14 protein-coding genes and 1 pseudogene are annotated in these 16,940 nt (G+C 37.8%); 9 read left to right on the top strand and 6 right to left on the bottom strand.

Annotated features, from left to right (window positions below; genetic code table 11):
* Positions 1–58 precede the first annotated feature (58 nt).
* Complete coding sequence (locus tag BUB91_RS02450) at positions 59–814, top strand: glycosyltransferase family 2 protein (protein WP_073096506.1); 756 nt, start codon at positions 59–61, stop codon at positions 812–814.
* A gap of 3 nt (positions 815–817) precedes the next feature.
* On the opposite strand, the gene BUB91_RS02445 is transcribed toward BUB91_RS02450, so the two are convergent.
* Positions 818–1,576 (bottom strand): lipopolysaccharide kinase InaA family protein, encoded by a 759-nt coding sequence (locus tag BUB91_RS02445; RefSeq protein WP_073096503.1) that lies wholly within the window; start codon positions 1,574–1,576, stop codon positions 818–820.
* A 64-nt stretch (positions 1,577–1,640) separates the two neighbouring features.
* Between BUB91_RS02445 and BUB91_RS02440 the strand changes: the two genes are divergently transcribed.
* The 6 genes from BUB91_RS02440 (at position 1,641) to BUB91_RS02415 (ending at position 7,623) form a co-directional block, all read left to right on the top strand.
* The gene (locus BUB91_RS02440; RefSeq protein ID WP_073096500.1) at positions 1,641–2,708 is read left to right on the top strand and encodes a glycosyltransferase family 4 protein; all 1,068 of its coding nucleotides are present in this window, start codon (positions 1,641–1,643) and stop codon (positions 2,706–2,708) included.
* Positions 2,709–2,736: 28 nt separating this feature from the next.
* Complete coding sequence (locus tag BUB91_RS02435; protein WP_073096497.1) at positions 2,737–3,324, top strand: L-threonylcarbamoyladenylate synthase; 588 nt, start codon at positions 2,737–2,739, stop codon at positions 3,322–3,324.
* Positions 3,325–3,418: 94 nt separating this feature from the next.
* Positions 3,419–4,846 carry a CCA tRNA nucleotidyltransferase gene (locus BUB91_RS02430; RefSeq protein ID WP_073096495.1) on the top strand — a complete coding sequence of 476 codons (1,428 nt, stop codon included), beginning with the start codon at positions 3,419–3,421 and terminating at the stop codon, positions 4,844–4,846.
* A 46-nt stretch (positions 4,847–4,892) separates the two neighbouring features.
* A complete protein-coding gene (locus BUB91_RS02425) occupies positions 4,893–5,924 on the top strand; it encodes a COX15/CtaA family protein (protein ID WP_073097180.1) in 1,032 nt (343 codons plus the stop codon).
* 33 nt (positions 5,925–5,957) lie between these two features.
* Positions 5,958–6,482 (top strand): IS1096 element passenger TnpR family protein, encoded by a 525-nt coding sequence (locus BUB91_RS02420; protein WP_073096493.1) that lies wholly within the window; start codon positions 5,958–5,960, stop codon positions 6,480–6,482.
* An 82-nt stretch (positions 6,483–6,564) separates the two neighbouring features.
* Positions 6,565–7,623, top strand: coding sequence for a nucleoid-associated protein (locus BUB91_RS02415; RefSeq protein ID WP_073096491.1), 1,059 nt, complete (start codon positions 6,565–6,567; stop codon positions 7,621–7,623).
* A gap of 113 nt (positions 7,624–7,736) precedes the next feature.
* Here the strand turns inward: BUB91_RS02415 and BUB91_RS02410 are convergent, their stop codons facing one another.
* A complete protein-coding gene (locus BUB91_RS02410; RefSeq protein ID WP_073096489.1) occupies positions 7,737–8,081 on the bottom strand; it encodes a MotA/TolQ/ExbB proton channel family protein in 345 nt (114 codons plus the stop codon).
* Positions 8,082–8,459: 378 nt separating this feature from the next.
* On the opposite strand from BUB91_RS02410, the gene BUB91_RS02405 reads away from it, so the two are divergent.
* Positions 8,460–9,218 (top strand): hypothetical protein, encoded by a 759-nt coding sequence (locus BUB91_RS02405; protein ID WP_073096487.1) that lies wholly within the window; start codon positions 8,460–8,462, stop codon positions 9,216–9,218.
* Positions 9,219–9,508: 290 nt separating this feature from the next.
* Positions 9,509–9,817: pseudogene (locus tag BUB91_RS21600) on the top strand (DUF1684 domain-containing protein).
* A 133-nt stretch (positions 9,818–9,950) separates the two neighbouring features.
* On the opposite strand, the gene BUB91_RS20705 reads toward BUB91_RS21600, so the two are convergent.
* From BUB91_RS20705 to BUB91_RS02390, 4 genes are all read right to left on the bottom strand, one after another.
* Positions 9,951–10,235 (bottom strand): DUF4859 domain-containing protein, encoded by a 285-nt coding sequence (locus BUB91_RS20705; RefSeq protein ID WP_164917813.1) that lies wholly within the window; start codon positions 10,233–10,235, stop codon positions 9,951–9,953.
* On the bottom strand, positions 10,201–11,784 hold the full coding sequence (locus tag BUB91_RS02400; RefSeq protein ID WP_128759287.1) for a DUF6055 domain-containing protein: 1,584 nt from the start codon (positions 11,782–11,784) through the stop codon (positions 10,201–10,203). Before BUB91_RS02400 ends, BUB91_RS20705 begins: the two co-directional genes overlap by 35 nt.
* Positions 11,785–12,557: 773 nt before the next feature.
* Positions 12,558–14,228 carry a M1 family metallopeptidase gene (locus BUB91_RS02395; RefSeq protein ID WP_241652553.1) on the bottom strand — a complete coding sequence of 557 codons (1,671 nt, stop codon included), beginning with the start codon at positions 14,226–14,228 and terminating at the stop codon, positions 12,558–12,560.
* Positions 14,229–14,231: 3 nt separating this feature from the next.
* The gene (locus BUB91_RS02390; RefSeq protein ID WP_073096485.1) at positions 14,232–16,931 is read right to left on the bottom strand and encodes a DUF5695 domain-containing protein; all 2,700 of its coding nucleotides are present in this window, start codon (positions 16,929–16,931) and stop codon (positions 14,232–14,234) included.
* Positions 16,932–16,940: the final 9 nt, after the last annotated feature.

Below are 16,940 nucleotides of genomic sequence, written 5' to 3'. Positions count from 1 at the left end.
AAATCAAAGAAAAGAAATTTCTAACTAAATCCATATTTTAATTAGCTTTAAACATTTTATGAAAAAACTTACCGTAATAATACCTACTTATAACGAAGCGCTCCATATAGAAGCTGCAATTAAGTCGGTTTTATTTGCTGATGAAATAGTAATCGTTGATTCTTTTAGCACGGATGCAACTATTCAGTTGGCCAAAAAATTTCCGGTAAAGATTATTCAGCGCGACTATGAATATTCAGCTTCTCAGAAAAATTGGGCAATTCCGCAGGCAAAGCATGATTGGGTTTTTATTTTAGATGCTGATGAACGTGTTACCGTTAAATTGAAAGAAGAAATTCTTAAAATACTTCAGAATCCACCTAAAACCATAACTGGATATTGGGTCTATCGAAAAAATCATTTTATCAATCAACATATTAAATATAGCGGTTGGCAGAACGATAAAGTAATACGGCTATTCAAAAAAAACGAATGCAAATATGAAGATAAAAGGGTTCACGCGGAGATTGAGACTTCGGGAAACCTTGCTTTTTTAAAATATAAATTGGAGCATTACAGCTTTATGTCTGTAGATCAATATACCGCTAAATTAAACCGCTATGCGAGTTGGCAAGCTCAGGATTACGATTCTAAAACCGGTTTAATCACACTGTATCATTTGTTCTGTAAACCTGCATGGCGCTTTATAAAACATTATTTCATACAACAAGGTTTTAGAGATGGTCTTCCGGGTTTTACCATAAGTTATTTACAGGCTTATGCAGCAGCTATGCGCTATATCAAATTATGGATATTGAGAAAATCTAAGAAGTAGTTCCTACTTTTTCCAGAATTTGAGTTTCTTTTTCAGCTCTTGTTTCTTTTTAAAAGACTCTTGAAAATCCTGAGTTGCCTTCCACATGGAATTCTTAGTTTTGTTCTCATCAAAACCTCCAATACGCGCGTATTCTTCAGCCATAATAGCTACCATTTCTTTTTTTGGAGTTAAACGGGCAAAATTCTGAATTCGAGTTTCTAAATCAAGTTCTCTAAATTCCATTCTATTTAAATCAACCAAATAGAAATCATATCCCTCCATATTTTTTACAATAAGCGTATTACCTGGAGAATGATCTAGAAAGTGAATTCCTTTTTGATGCATTTCAAAAGTAAAACGCGTGAATGCTTTAAGTATTTCTATACGATTGGGGTAATTTTCATCATTAACCAGCGTACGGTATGTTGCAGCTGCTTCAACTAACTTGCACGCATAAAAACTTTTACCAAAAAGCAATCCGTCATTTTCTATAGCATAACCTAGTGGTTGCGGAGTTAGAATTCCGTTTTCAAGCAGTTTGCAAGCATATTCATACGAGCGTTGTGCTTTAGATTTTCTAAAATATTGATAAGCAATTTTATTAACCAGATTAGGTACTTTAAAAGCCTTGATGGTAATATCTTCACCTTCTAACTTATAAACTTTTATTTGATTTCGATTACCATCTGCAAGAATGCTTCCTTCTTTTTCAAAATTGAAGAAAAACTCCTTTAGTTTTAAAAGACTATTTTTGACCGATTTGTGAACAACGATTTTCATGGAGAAAATTTAGATTGCAAAAGTAGTTTTAATAAAACAAGTTCTCAAAAAGTAGCGCTTAAGAATGAAACAGATTTTTTTAGAATCTCATAACATCAAAAATCAATTTTCCGGTTTAGGTCAGTTTAATTACCATTTGATCAAAGGCTTGTATGAGAGTGCTGCAGATGATCTCAAATTTGTAGTACACAGCAATATTAACGGGAAACTCAAAAATGATTTTGGCGACTATTTCAAATACCTTCATTATTACTCCTTTACACGGTATAAAGCATTAAGACTACCTTTTAAATACGATCTCTGGCATTCACTCAATCAAAATACCAAGATAGAACCGCGTTTTAATATGCCGTATGTTATGACGGTTCACGATGTACATTTTGCAGAAGGGACAGACAGTGGTGATAAGACTGCGCGTATTAAACGCTTTCAAGAGAAATTAAACAGAGCTCATGCGCTGGTCTATATTTCAAAATTTGCACAAACGGCAACAAAATCAATTTTTGACACCTCAAATCACGAAGAACATGTGATCTATAACGGCAATCCAATGATTGACACATCTATTCCTGTTAATTTTGAACCAAATTTCAAGCCAAATAAGCCTTATTTATTTACAATAGGAGAATTTACAGAACGAAAAAACTTTCATTCGTTGATTGAAATGCTTCAGTTTTTACCAGATTATGAATTGATTATTGCTGGAAATTCTGAGAGACCTTATCTCGAGAAAATCAAACAAGTCATCACCGCCAATAAATTAGAAAGTCGCGTTCATATTCCCGGTAAAATTTCAGAAACTGAAAAAAAATACCATCTTAAAAATTGCGCAGCATTTGTTTTTCCTTCTCTAAAAGAGGGATTTGGCATTCCTATTATCGAAGCTTTACGTTTTGGAACTCCCGTGATTACTTCTAACAATACCTCACTTCCTGAAGTAGGTGGTACATACGCTACATATTGGGAGCATTATGCACCTGAATATATGGCAAAAAAACTACTTCAAGGAATTACGAGATTTAATGCTGATACGCAACTGAAACAAGATGCTATAGCGCACGCAAAATCTTTTAACTGGAATAATACTGCTAAGGCCTATCTTAAAGTTTACAGATCGGTTTTAAACAAATAACTTTGCAGCTTCTAAGCTTTAAATAAAAATGGCAAAAAAAAAATACGATCAAAATATAATTGATGAAGTAAATGAGTCGCTTGGTGTTTTAAAGCGAGGCGGACTCCTACTCTACCCTACAGATACGGTCTGGGGCATTGGCTGTGATGCTACTAATGCCGATGCGATTGACAAAATTTTTGCACTTAAAAAGCGTAAAGAAAGTAAATCTTTAATCTGTCTGGTAAGCGATCTAAAAATGTTAAACCAGTTTGTTGAAGATATTCCTGAGGTCGCATACAACATCTTAAAATACGCAGATCAGCCTACAACAATCATTTACGACGATCCTATTAGAGTTGCCGAAAATTTAATCGCTGAAGACAACACCCTGGGTATTCGCATTGTTCAGGATGAATTTTGCCGAGCTCTCATTAAAAAATTGGGCAAACCACTGGTTTCTACTTCAGCAAATATCAGTGGCGAAAAAACTCCTATGCGCTTCCTTGAAATAAGCCAACCTATTTTGGAAGGAGTAGACTATATCGTAAATTTGCAGCGCAAACATAAATCGACCAAATCCTCTACGATTATACGCTTGAGTAATGATGGTCAGGTTAAGGTTTTACGCAAATAGTCTTAGGGTAATTCCCAAAGGCCGTATTAGTCAATTTGTAACTTCGGGTTTTGACCTGAAATATTAATCTCGATTACCGAGTAAATAAGAATACATGCCAGTTCCCCATTTTCCGGAGGCTTTAGAGCCAAAAATCTTTGACACCATCACGCAGGCTTCGGAAGAATTAAATCTTGAGACCTACGTCATTGGCGGTTATGTGCGAGACTTTCTACTTAAAAGAGGTGCTGCTAAAGATATTGATGTTGTTGCGGTAGGAAGCGGTATTGAGCTCGCTCAGAAGGTTGCTGCATTACTTCCGCATAAACCCAAAGTTCAGGTATTTAAAACCTATGGCACTGCGATGCTACGCGATGGCGAGGTTGAAGTTGAATTTGTAGGTGCTCGCAAAGAATCCTACAATGAGAACAGCCGCAACCCGATTGTAGAAGACGGCAGTCTTGAAGACGATCAGAATCGCAGAGATTTCACTATTAATGCATTGGCTTTAAGCCTCAACAAAGCTACTCGTGCAAATCTGGTCGATCCCTTTAACGGTTTAGTGGATCTGGAGCGTGAGATCATCAGAACGCCATTAAATCCTGATATTACGTATAGCGACGACCCATTAAGAATGATGCGTGCGATACGCTTTGCTACACAACTAGATTTTACAATCGAGCGCAAATCGCTAGAGGCTATTTTTGAAAATAAAGAGCGTATTAAGATTATTACGAATGAGCGCATCGTAGATGAACTCAATAAAATAATGCTGAGTAAAAAACCATCTAAAGGATTTTTACTGTTAGAAAAAACAGGCCTTTTAAAATATATTCTTCCGGAGCTTACTGCTTTAAAGGGAATCGAAGAAAAAGAAGGTCAAAAACATAAAGACAATTTTTACCACACGCTTGAGGTGGTTGATAATATTTCAGAAAACACGGAAGATCTCTGGCTGCGGTGGGCTGCATTACTCCACGATATTGGTAAAGCACCTACAAAGCGTTTTGATAAAAAAATAGGATGGACCTTCCACGGACACGAATTTGTGGGTTCTAAAATGGTTTTTAAACTTTTTAAAAGATTAAAAATGCCATTAAATGAAAAAATGAAATTCGTTCAAAAATTGGTTTTGATGAGTTCCCGCCCTATTGTTATCGCCGAAGATTTTGTGACAGACAGCGCTGTACGTAGGTTGATATTTGACTCCGGAGAAAATCTTGAAGATTTGATGACACTTTGTGAAGCAGATATCACAACTAAAAACCCTAAGCGTTACCGCAGATATCACAATAATTTTAAAACAGTTCGTCAAAAAATTGGAGAAGTTGAAGAGCGTGATCATTTGCGCAATTTTCAACCACCGGTTAGCGGAGAAGAAATTATGGAGACTTTTAACCTGAAGCCTTCCCGCGAAATAGGAATAATTAAGGAAGCTATTAAAGAGGCCATTCTCGAAGGTGAAATCCCTAATGAGTACGAAGCTGCTCACGCATTTATGCTTAAAAAAGGTGCTGATCTGGGGCTTGAAGTCGCAGGCTGATTTCAGAAAGAAGATTATTAAGAAATGTAATTATAATTCAAATCGGGTGTATAAAAAATCAATAATTGTTTCGCTCATTCTTATTTATCTGGTAATTATTGCCGGTGCGGTTGTGCGTATGACTGGTAGTGGTATGGGATGCCCGGATTGGCCTAAATGTTTTGGATATATTATTCCTCCTACTGATGCCAGTGAACTGCAGTGGAAAGCGGAAAGGTCTTTTGAAAAAGGACAAGTTATTATTGTTGAAGAAACCTTGCGCGTTGCCAAAACTGATTTCACCACAACAGACACATTCAACCCACAAAACTGGAATGGCTATGAGAAACACGACTACGCTATTTTTAACCCCTGGCACACGTGGATTGAATATATAAACAGACTCTTCGGCGCTCTGGCGGGTATTGCTTTTCTAGTAATGTTAGCCGCTGCTGTATTTAAAGAACGTAATCGCAAACGCATTTTGTTATCGCTACTTGCCGTTTTTATGATTGGGTTTCAAGGATGGATTGGTGCAACTGTAGTTTATTCAGTTTTATCACCTATTCGAATCACAATACATATGGTTATCGCTTTGCTTATCGTAGCGTTACTCATATATATGCTGTATGAAGCTTCTAACCTCAAACACCGTTTTAAATTCAGTAAATCATTTAAAATAGGAATGTTCGTTGCTATCATTCTAACACTCATTCAGATTGTTTTAGGAACACAAGTAAGACAACATATTGATGAGCAAGTGGATCTGGTAGGCTATTCGGCAAAGTCGCTTTGGCTCGAGAATCCCGAAGTTTCTTTTTACCTGCATCGTTCTTTTTCAATTGTAGTTTTTCTACTAAATGCATGGTTATTCTACAAGAATCGAAAATTAGTTTTAGGGCATAAAAGCTTCAATTGGGTCGTGGTTTTAATTTCCATAGAAATTGTAACCGGTATTTTAATGTATTATCTTGATTTTCCATTTTTAACGCAGCCACTACATTTAGTAATCGCTTCGGTTTTATTCGGTATTCAATTTTATATTTTGCTTACTGCCTTCAAAGAAAATATTAAGCCTGCCGTGGCAGCTGCACACTAAATTGTATCTTTACCCGCTTAAAAATTTTTGAATATGATTTACCGTTTTCGCATCATTTTAGATACCGAAGAGGATATTTTTAGAGATATCGAGATCGAGCAAACTGCTACCTGTGAAGACCTGCATAACAGCATCACACAAAGTTTTGGCTTTGACGGAACCGAAATGGCTTCTTTTTATATAAGCGATGATGAGTGGCGTCAGGGCGAAGAGATTGCACTTTTTGATATGGGTGAAGGTCAAACCCCTTTACGTACGATGATTGAAACTCCGCTTGAAGAAGTTCTTTCTGAAGATCAGACCCGTATGATTTATGTGTATGACTTCTTAAACCTATGGACATTCTTTGTAGAACTTGGTGAGATCGCCGAAGTTGAAGATGGGAAATCATACCCAAAATTAATGTATGTGCATGGGCAGATCCCTGCTCAAGCTCCTGAAGCTGATTTTTCTGGTGATGAAGATGACTTTGACGAGGATGATCCGTTTGCAGATGAGGACGATGATTACGACATCGAAGATTATGACGGACTTGACTTTGATGAAAACTGGAACTAAAATAGACTACAGATCATAGATATTAGATTTTAGACATAAGAAGTCTAACTACTAAATCTTAAAATCTAAATACAACAAAACAATGATCAACTTATATTCGGCTCAGATAGAGTCGCTTTCTATACACCGTATTGGTAATAAAAGCCGCAACGAAGGTGCCTTTCTTTCTAAAGAGCGCTACCAGCTTAATGATGAGATCACGCCGTTGATCAAAGAGTTTTTCTTCAAGCCCTTTAGAGACAAAGAAGAGAATTATTATCAGTTTGTGCACGAGGCAGATCTGGAGTTTCACTCCCTATCTAACCTTGTTGCTTCGATTTTTAATAATCCCGCTCAATCTCACGAGCTTTCTATTGAAGTTGCTAAACTGCTCTATGAGCAATCCAGCCATCCGCATATAAAACCGGGAGAGGTCTATGTTGCACATATTGAAAATGTAATGGCAGATAATGAAAAGGTTGATGCTATAGGGATTTTTAAATCAGAATTGAAACAAGATTTTTTACAGTTTCAGGAAGGAGAAAGCAATCTAAAAATGCAATTGGAGCAGGGCGTTAACCTCAATAAATTAGACAAAGGTTGCCTGATTTTGAACAAGAATTCTGAAAACGGTTATAAAATTCTTTCTATAGATTCCAACCGATACGACACCAAATACTGGCTAGAAAATTTCTTAGGAGTTGATATTCTTGCTGACGAAAATTTCTACACCAAAAAGTATTTAAAGTTCTGTCAGGATTTTGCTAAAGATGTGGTATTACCCGCCGAAGATAAAAAGGAAGAGGTGATGTTTATGAACCGGGCGGTGAATCACTTTGCAAAAAACGATGAGTTTGTAGAGCAAAACTTTATGAATGAAGTAATGGAAAATCCTGCGCTCATACCAGAATTCAATAATTATAAAATTGAAAAAGCACCCAAGTATAAAATAGAAGATCTTACCACCTTCCCTATTTCAAATACTGCAGTGACGGGTGCCCGCAAACGAATTAAAAGCGTCATTGAACTCGATACGAATATTCAGATAAAACTAGATTTTGTAAACCCTGAAAGTGCAGAGAAATTTGTAGAAAAAGGTTGGGATGAAGAACGCCAGATGTATTATTATCTGGTTTATTTTAATAAAGAACAAAAATCCTAACGAAAATTAGTAAACGACCTTGGGGCAAGCCTAGGAGCTATTTAAATCTCGATTATCGAGTAAACATTTAAAAAGCCGAGTTCTAAGAATTCGGCTTTTAAATTTTTAGACTTTTATTCTTTTTTAATAGTTAAAATTAGAATAAAAAGCCTACCAGTTATAAAGGTTACCAAACCAAATACAGTGGTCAAGAACGCTATTTTGAGACCACCTGCCATCATACCTTGAGATACATCACCAAGACCTTCTACAGCATCAAAAGCCTCAATAAGACCTATTACACTACCTAATAATCCCCAACTCAGAATAAATAAACTGATGTTACTGAGTAAAATAATGGTATGTGCTTTATCTGCTTTGGTGACCAATTGCCTGACAAATAAGGCTGCCAAAATGATAAAAACAATTACAATTGGCCACATAAAAAAAGGACCACCTTCTTGGATTCTGTCTAACATAAGTTGATTGTTTAAAAATGAATACCTTCCAAAAGTATCCAGTTTGATTGAGTATAATTATTTTTTGCGATCGATGACGTTTTTAATACGCAATTTAACGGAAACCCAACTTTGGATTGGCTATTTCAGAGTAATTTGATCCGAGTTATCCCCGTATAATTAAACTCGGATTTTCTAGAAATATATTCCTGTACCTGTTTTCCATCACCTTTTAATAATGAAAAGCCTAATCCAATGATCAGTAGAATTTCAAAAAGTAATTATTTTTTTATAAAATATTAAAAAACAACTTATTAAGCGAGTATTTTCACTTGTAAATTGATAAATCGATTTTATTAATGCGTAAGTTTGTTGCTCCCAAATCAATATGTTTAAATTATGAGAATACAACTACTCGTTCTTTTACTATGCTGTACAATTACTTCACAAGCTCAAGTAGGGATAGGTACTACAGATCCCAAAAATGACCTTCATATAGAAGGAGGCCTACGCATTACAAATACCCCCGCAGGTGTTGATCTTGATGCCAGTCAAAGAGTTTTAGCTACAGATGAAAATGGTGATGTAGTCACTGTTTTAAGAGATCAGATACTTAAAGGAATAACCTTCCCAGAGGTTGTGTACAGTGCTAAATACGGAACTCAAACCCCTTACATACCTTTCTTCAACACATGTGAGAATACTTGTACAGCCGGAACTATTCTTAGACTAAATCTTGTACAACCTAAAATTGCTTATCAAAAAACCAGTGCTATCTCTGTAATTGATCCTGACACAAGTACAAGGGGAAATGAGTATTTTCAAATTAGTGAAGATGGTTATTATACGTTTGAAATACAAACTTCTATATCTCTTATAGAAACAGTTCAGTATTATGTGAATTTTTATGTTGAAATAAACCGTGCAGCAGGAGGAATTGAAACTGATATTTTACGTATCTACGCAGGAATTCCAGCAGCAGGCGCTGCAGGAAGTGTAATTGCAGCCCCTGTAACTTTTAAAGATGTAAAATATTACAATGCAGGAGACACTGTTTTTTTTGGGTTTCAACCTGCTTTTGCATCAAACCGTATTGCCAATGATAAACCTACTGCTGCCTCCTACGGGGCGCAATTAACGGTTACAAAGTTTCAATAGAATCTTTTAATATCACAACACTATAGGGGGGTCAGGTTAAAGTCCTTTTTTTATTCACTGTTAAGATTAGTAACCTACTTTATACGGAGTTTCAGAAAGCTTACATGCAAAATATGTTGATACCAGGAATCTCCGCTTACTTCTGAAAATAAGAATAATTTGAAGGGCAACACTTCTATCTTATTGATTCGACCTATCTAATTGTGGCGAATTTTGTGAAAATTAGAAAGAATCAAACTCCCTACCTCGTCAGACGCAGTTAAGAAGTATGATACCTATGCTATTGCTGAATTTTACTTAAACGGAACACTCTTCAACTTCCTGTTTACCAAAGCCACACCTTACGTGAAGTTGAAGAATACAAAGATTATTTATTCTTCCTTTTTCCCGATTATACGAGTGTTATAAAAACCTATGGAGCCGAAAGGTATATCGATTTAAGAATTCCGGAAGATGATACGATTATTATTGATTTTAATAAGGCTTACAATCCGTTTTGAGCATATAATCCTAACTATCCCTGCCCCATTCCCCCGGAAGCCAATGACTTAAAAACAGGAATTAAGGCGGGTATACGAGGTCCTGAAGGACATAAGTGATTTAGTACTGTCGATCAATTCATAGAGCAAAAGCACCTAAAGACTCTAAGGAACAAATACTCCCTTAAGAATCGAAGGTGCGTTTTAAAAGAATAACAAAGCTAACTCTCCCGAAATTTTCACATTTCAGTTGCTATTCAATCTGTATTTCGAAAGTGAAGGTAGCCTGTACAGACTTTCCACTTTCATATTCATAAACCAAAGCCTGCTTGATAGTATAGGTGTCCCCTGTTGTTAAACGTGCTGGGAATTGCCCAATGCTGAATTTTAATCCCGCCTCATCAAACTCTGAAAACAAGAAAGCGGTATCACCCCAACTTACTACATCACCCGCCGAACTAAACCAGTGTCCGTAACCATTTGCTGTCGTTTCTGAGATTAAATCACCAGCACTGTATAGCATAAAACTTAATGACATCTCCAATTTTGGCCGTGATCTCATTGGAAGAAAGCTGAAAGGCATTTGCTAATTGATCTGCATCTACAAGTACTGTCTTACCGGAATAAGCCTCTACATCTGCAGGAAAAGTAAGGTTATAATTAAAGTCTTTAGACTGCGGCGTTTCTTCTCCCGATGAATCAACATATCCTAAAATATCGGTATTGGTAAACTTAACAGCGTAAGGCCATTCTGCATCATTACTGTTATCCTCATCCCACGCGTGTGCACTATACTCAGTAGGTGCACCGCTAACTACCAGCCATAGTTTTACACAATTTTCAGGTAGCGTAAAACTGTATTCTCCTTCTGCAGCACTTTGCGTAGTACTGTAAACCCGTTCTCCACTATTTGTAAGTGCAACAAAACCATAACGCCATCCTGCGATAGAGGAATCAACACTATTAAATCCGGCAGCATTAGCCAGGCCTTTAAAGTTTACGCGCACTTCGGTATTTGCTTCAGGCACTTTAAGCGGAATCACATTATATCCCGTTGTTTGCGGGGCATAAGCTTTAGCCACCACATGCGTACCATCTTCACGCGTGGTGTAACCAAACTTTTGAGTTCCTAAATAGCCTTCGCCTAAATCGCGCAGTTCGTCAAGATCCCAAGTAACCATTTTAGAAGCTGCATCATAAATCTCATCATTTAAGGTTTTGACATCTATCCCTGTTATGCGCATATAAGCCTGTACCGGATCTTCGGGCTCTTGGGCTTCACGCCATAAACGGCCTATAAAATCCTGCCCATGCAATTGCGTCCAGTAATAATGAATAAAATAGCTGGCATAACGGTAATTTTCATGGTGAATGTGCTTATTGTAATTTTCAACATACACCCCAAAATCATACGCTGTAAAAATCTGTGATGGGAAAGCTTTAAAGGCTTGCCATTGGGCCGTTTGCTCCCAGAAACCATTTCCTCCGTCTCCGCCAAAACCGTAACGAAAACCATGACCATTCCCTAAATCGGCAAACACTTGATATTGAAAACTGTGGCCTATTTCGTGGGCCAAAGTGTGTCCTGCGGGTTGCGTTGTCCCAGGGCTAATCCATAGAGCTCCAATGACATCATCATAACCACTACCAGTTGCCAACCACTCATCCTGATAATACAGAAAAATCATCATCTTGTAGGTTTTGAGTTTCGTGTCTTCCAGATTTAAATTGGCAAATTTGAGTTCTTCTACATTTAAGGTATAGAACTCTTCAGCCTTTTCCAGAAGATTATCAATATTCACACGGTACTTCTCTGGAATGGTATTTGCCCCTGGATCTTCATCTTTATACTTTGCATCCCAAAAAATGATAAAGTGTTCAGACTCGCGGCTACGGGTAAAACTCCACTTACTGGAATCGTCTTCATAATCCATATCTCCAAATTCCTGAGGTTTGTATATCTCAAGACTTGATTTAACAGGTGGCTCCAGTGTATCTTCCTCTTCTTCAAAAAAAGAATCTTCTGTACAAGAACAAAGGCCAAAAGCCAAAACAAATACTGCAAGTATTCTGTTAATTTTCTTCATATATCTGCCTATTATCAATTAAATAAGTTTAAAATTAACAGAATACCACATCAAAAATTCATAGAATCTACACCAATCTTAAATATAAGTTAACCTTTTAATAAAGCTTACAATCCCAACTACTCCTGCCCAATTCTACCGGAAGCCAATGATCTAAAACAAGGGTAAAAGCAGGTATTTATGGGCCTGAAGAACACTGATTTGGGATGTGTGACCCTGAAATAAATTCAGGATGACGGGAATAACTTAAATTCAAATCTTTATGCTATCTAAGCACGCTTCATAGCTTCCAGTTCTTTAAAATCTTTTTTGAGCAAGCTGTCTATTGCGCTACTAGTTTAGGATCAAGTGCAGTATCAGAAATCCCAAATATGACACGAGTTATATCGTGATCTACCCAACGCTTTTGCGACCAGCTTTTAGGAGGTGCAGCTGTGAGATAATCCGAAAAGTTATGATGTCCGCACCGGGGCGTTCCCCAATAATGTGCACTATAGCCTTATTATTTTCACTTTTTGTTTTACCAAATAAATGCTCACCACACACATAGCCCGCACGTACGAGCCATGGGTAATGACCAGATTTCTAGAACTGATACTATGCCCGGCTTCGTTCAATTGATCTTTCAGCTGCGTTAAATCAATCTGATTTTGTGGATTTTATAAAATAGCTTTCTTGAATTACCATACATGAAATTTGTAAACCTGTTTAAATAAAAAAGCTCTGAAACCTTTTACAGTTTCAGAGCTCCTCCGTTTGTAAAACACTACTTATTAAAGTTCCTTTACCAATGCTATATTTAAATAATACATATACTCAATTCGCGCCGGTGTAAACAAATATTGATTTTTATTGGTGATCGCTATGCTTTTCCATTCATTCGCTTCCGGATAGATTTTAAGTTCTTCTGAAGTACCTACCAAACTTAAAGGCAAGTTGAATTCCGATAGAGAATTTACATATCTGTATTTGATTTCGTGGTTCTCCGCATCAACATATAGTTGCAAAGTAGGGATCTCCGTTGTGGTCAAATATTGCTGAAAAACATGGGTATAATCAAACCCCGCTTTTCTAGAAATATATTCCTGCACTTGCTTTCCATCCACAGTTTGGTTATGGAACGTCTGATTTAAACCCGCCAAAATATTCCGAAATAACTGATCATTATTAATACTGTGGCGAATGCTATGCAGCATATTTCCTCCTTTTGGGTACATATCCCCACTACCCTGTGCATTCACACCATAAGCAGGAATAATAGGTGTTTCATTGCCTATTCCCTGGCGGATACCGTAGTTGTAATCATTTGCAGCTTCAGGCCCGTAGCTGTAATCTACAAAAAGCGTCTCACTGTAATTGGTAAAGCTTTCGTGCACATACATATCGGCCAGATCGTTTGTCGTGATGTTGTTACCAAACCACTCGTGACCACTTTCGTGAATGATGATAAAATCCCAAGTCAAGCCCAGACCGGTACCAGAGCCATCACGGCCACGATATCCGCCCGCATAGTAATTTCCGTAAGAAACCGCAGACTGGTGCTCCATCCCGGTGTTATCAACTTCTATCAGCTTGTAGCCATCCTCGTAAAAAGGATACGGACCAAACCAATATTCAAAAGCATTGAGCATATTATGCACTTCATTAGGCATATAGTCTTTGGCCTTTTCCAGATTGTAGTCCAGAACCCAATAGTTAAGATCCAAATCACCTTTAACTCCCGGATAAACCTCTTTAAAATTCTCATAGTGCCCAATATATGGAATGATGGTATAGGTACTAATTGGGTTCTCAACTCCCCATTTGTAACTGGTAGTACCGTCTTTATGCTCGATTTTACCCAATAATCTTCCGTTTGCAACTGCAGTTAAATCATCGGGTACACGCATTGTTAGAGAAGCTCCGTGGTCTGGCTCATCGCTCTGATGGTCTTTATTAGGATACCATATTGAAGCACCAAGCCCCTGACAAGTCACGGTCATTAAAGGTCTTCCCTTTTTATCTTCTGAAAACGACCAGCCACCATCCCAAGGCGGACGAACTGCAACATGCGGATTCCCACTGAAAAACACTTTAACGCTATGCTCTGAATTCAGTTGCTGTGGTGTTGTATTTACCCAATACACATTACCTTCTCTACTGAATGTAAGTTCTGTTGAACCGTCAAAAAGAATTCGATCTATAACAAGCGGTTCTTGCAAATCTATTTGCATCACGTCCGGATGTTCCTCTTGAACCACTTTATAGGTTATTTGATTATATCCGCTGGTAGATTTGGTCTTATAATTAGGTTGTATGGCGATGTCGTAGCGCATCACATCCCACCAAGCTCGCTGTGGCCTAATACTACCGCGTAAGGTGTCTGCCTTTGTAAATTGCTGAGCCGAACCTGCTAGGGAACAGAGGTTCAGACTTGCAATAACTACTAAATTCTTAATTCTCAAAATTTAAGGTTTTAGAGTAATACTAATCGCTTTGTCTTTTAATGTAATTTTATATGCGCCTCTTACCTGAGAATACTTTAGGTTGTATCCTTCCGGAAGGTTTAGATATGCATCTGAAGTATAAGCGTCTTTCGCGGCTAGCTTCAGTTTGACTTCTTTTGTTTTGGAGTTATAGCTCACCGCTTCAACCTTTCCGGCATCAAGGGTTATCCATAGTTTTAAAGGCTGAATGAATACTGCATTTTTTGCAGCCGTTGTCAATTGCATACTCACTTCATTCTTGTTTTCTGAAAGATTTCCGCCGAAGGCTAAATAACCTAAATCAGCATCCTTCACTAAATACGCCGAAGAATTGATAGCATACCCATAAAAGTTAGAGCCGTAATCCCCAGAAAGATAATCGATATCTAACGTTGAAGGCCAACTGTGGAAAGCGGCAGCTCCAAAACCATCTTCAGTAATATTAGCAACCGAACCTAATAAACCTCCGTAACCTACTTTTAATAAATGTAAATCATCTGGATTCTCGCGATAAGCATCTAAAACGGGAATTGCATTCAAACCAGAACCGTAATGATGTATTTGTCGCTCTACGCGAGAAAGTTTACCCCCATACAAGAAATCCCAGTAACGACGGGCATTACCATTGTACGCCCAGTGTGGCATTGTAGGCATATAGGCTAAAATTGCATTCAAAGTCACTGCTGCTTTTGCATCGTAACCAAAATAATCTGACCACATATAAACCTCTTCCTGACCGGTAGAATCCCACGGCATTTCACTACCAAAAGGATACGCCAGACTCTCCCAGTGATCAGTACGTTTTTTCATCTCAGCTTCTAAAGCTGTCGCTTCTTCTTCAAGATTTTCTCGTTTTAAATCTTCTAAAACATATAAAAATACGGAGCCTTCCATCTGCCCAAACTGTGCATAATACGGTGCATGATTTACCATTGCTAAAGTGGTTTTATAAGCCTGCTCCAGGTACCACTTCCAGTCTTTTTGAGTAACCAGATCTTGATGATAACGTGATAAGCGATAAAGCGTCCAGTAAGCAGCTACAACGTGTGGATAGTTATACGATCTACCAGGATCTGCTGCTCCTTCTTTATTCCAGGCAGCCCAGGTTTTCCAGTTAATGGTATCGCTGTAGGTACCGGCCGGCATTTCTTCAGGCTCATAATAGAAAACACTTTTGCGCACACCGTATGTATGTTCACCTTCGGTATTTTGCAAAACTCCCCAAACGGTTTGATTTACAAAATCTTCTAATTTTGCGACTTGTTCTTGATCAGGTTGAATGAGTTGTTTCATTATTCCTCCTAACCAACTTCCGGCTCCGCCTTCATCGCTCAAACCTGCAATCCAAGCACGAGAATCCTGAGTTACTTGTCGCTTGTTTTCATAATCATAAGAGATTAATGATGGTGCTCTGTTAAACACATCTGTATCGTCATCAAACCATTGCTTTTTAAATAAGAAATCACCAAAATCAGAAACAAGTTCATCCTCAGCTTTGATTACTTTATAATTAATGGTTTGCGTTTTTCCGTCTGTATACGTTAAGGTTAAACGTGTTCTTCCCCATTCGTTTCCGGTAACTTCGTAAACTGCATAATCTGTTTTAGTATCGTCTAATTTTTCTACAGAAAGAGATCCTTTAGGTTCAATTGATACTGAAGCTACAGCTGCGTCATATTTTAAAAATAGCTTTGCTTTTACATCCTGTGGAAGTACATAACCAGGAGAGCTAACAGCAACGGGGATCTCTTGCTCAGTCAAGGTCTTAGAAACCTCCTGAATAGATGGCGATAAGGTTAATCGTATTGAAAATGTACGGGTCTCCCCGGGGTTTAAAACCGTACTTGTTGGAGTATTCCATTGATTTACACCTTCCCACTCATTTTCAGCATAAGCTTTACTCAGAGACATCCACTCGTGATAGCCTTCAAAAACAATACTGCGTGGTGTTAATTCATCTAACAACGGGCGATACGCTTCAAATGGCATATTCTCTTCAGGAAGTACTAAAAGCACCTTACCTTTTCCGTCTAACTTTTTAACTTCAAGATACCCTGCATCCTCTCCGATATAAGGATCAAAAAATACATTTTTAGCGTGGGCTTCTTCCAGAGAGTTTCCTTCTAAAATGTTATTAAAGATCATTGGCACACCTAATGCTCCCAACTCAATTTTGTGGTCCGTTGGATTCTTAAAATCAAAAGCCAGAATGAGATCTCCACCTTCAACCTTATAATATCTGATTATTTCTAATGGAAGATCCTTGGGCAAGGTTGCTGCTAAATCTGCAGCTGCAAGTGCTCCTGCTTTTGAAATAGCTTTAACCGGCTTGCGCTGGTGCGCGGTTGAATACAAGCTCCACGCTTCTGAGTCTGTATTGCGTATTCTAAAATTTACGTCTCCCAACTGGTATAAACTATCTCGAGACCTGATAGCCAAGCGATCCCCGGGAGTGAAATCAAAATCGGGATCTTCTTTTGGAGACAATGCTGCGACTGTTTGAGATGCTTTAACAAGCTTTAAAATAAACTGACTGGTCTCATAGGTTTCAAAGCCTTGCTCCAGACCTAAAGTTGAATCTTTAACGGTTATTCTATCCCAATATCCTTGGGCATTAACTGTGCTTGCTGCACATAAAAATATAAAGAGAAATCCCTTTATAGCGCTCTTATAATTATTCATGCTTGTGTT

Source organism: Leeuwenhoekiella marinoflava DSM 3653, assembly GCF_900129005.1.
GTDB classification, from domain to species: Bacteria; Bacteroidota; Bacteroidia; order Flavobacteriales; family Flavobacteriaceae; genus Leeuwenhoekiella; species Leeuwenhoekiella marinoflava.
This window is presented reverse-complemented; position numbering and strand designations above follow the sequence as displayed.

Excerpts from the sequence above, each read along its gene's own strand:
- BUB91_RS02450 (WP_073096506.1), top strand. The coding sequence starts at position 59 with ATGAAAAAACTTACCGTAATAATACCTACTTATAACGAAGCGCTCCAT.
- BUB91_RS02445 (WP_073096503.1), bottom strand. The coding sequence starts at position 1,576 with ATGAAAATCGTTGTTCACAAATCGGTCAAAAATAGTCTTTTAAAACTA.
- BUB91_RS02440 (WP_073096500.1), top strand. The coding sequence starts at position 1,641 with ATGAAACAGATTTTTTTAGAATCTCATAACATCAAAAATCAATTTTCC.
- BUB91_RS02435 (WP_073096497.1), top strand. The coding sequence starts at position 2,737 with ATGGCAAAAAAAAAATACGATCAAAATATAATTGATGAAGTAAATGAG.
- BUB91_RS02430 (WP_073096495.1), top strand. The coding sequence starts at position 3,419 with ATGCCAGTTCCCCATTTTCCGGAGGCTTTAGAGCCAAAAATCTTTGAC.
- BUB91_RS02420 (WP_073096493.1), top strand. The coding sequence starts at position 5,958 with ATGATTTACCGTTTTCGCATCATTTTAGATACCGAAGAGGATATTTTT.
- BUB91_RS02415 (WP_073096491.1), top strand. The coding sequence starts at position 6,565 with ATGATCAACTTATATTCGGCTCAGATAGAGTCGCTTTCTATACACCGT.
- BUB91_RS02410 (WP_073096489.1), bottom strand. The coding sequence starts at position 8,081 with ATGTTAGACAGAATCCAAGAAGGTGGTCCTTTTTTTATGTGGCCAATT.
- BUB91_RS02405 (WP_073096487.1), top strand. The coding sequence starts at position 8,460 with ATGAGAATACAACTACTCGTTCTTTTACTATGCTGTACAATTACTTCA.
- BUB91_RS20705 (WP_164917813.1), bottom strand. The coding sequence starts at position 10,235 with ATGTCATTAAGTTTTATGCTATACAGTGCTGGTGATTTAATCTCAGAA.
- BUB91_RS02400 (WP_128759287.1), bottom strand. The coding sequence starts at position 11,784 with ATGAAGAAAATTAACAGAATACTTGCAGTATTTGTTTTGGCTTTTGGC.
- BUB91_RS02390 (WP_073096485.1), bottom strand. The coding sequence starts at position 16,931 with ATGAATAATTATAAGAGCGCTATAAAGGGATTTCTCTTTATATTTTTA.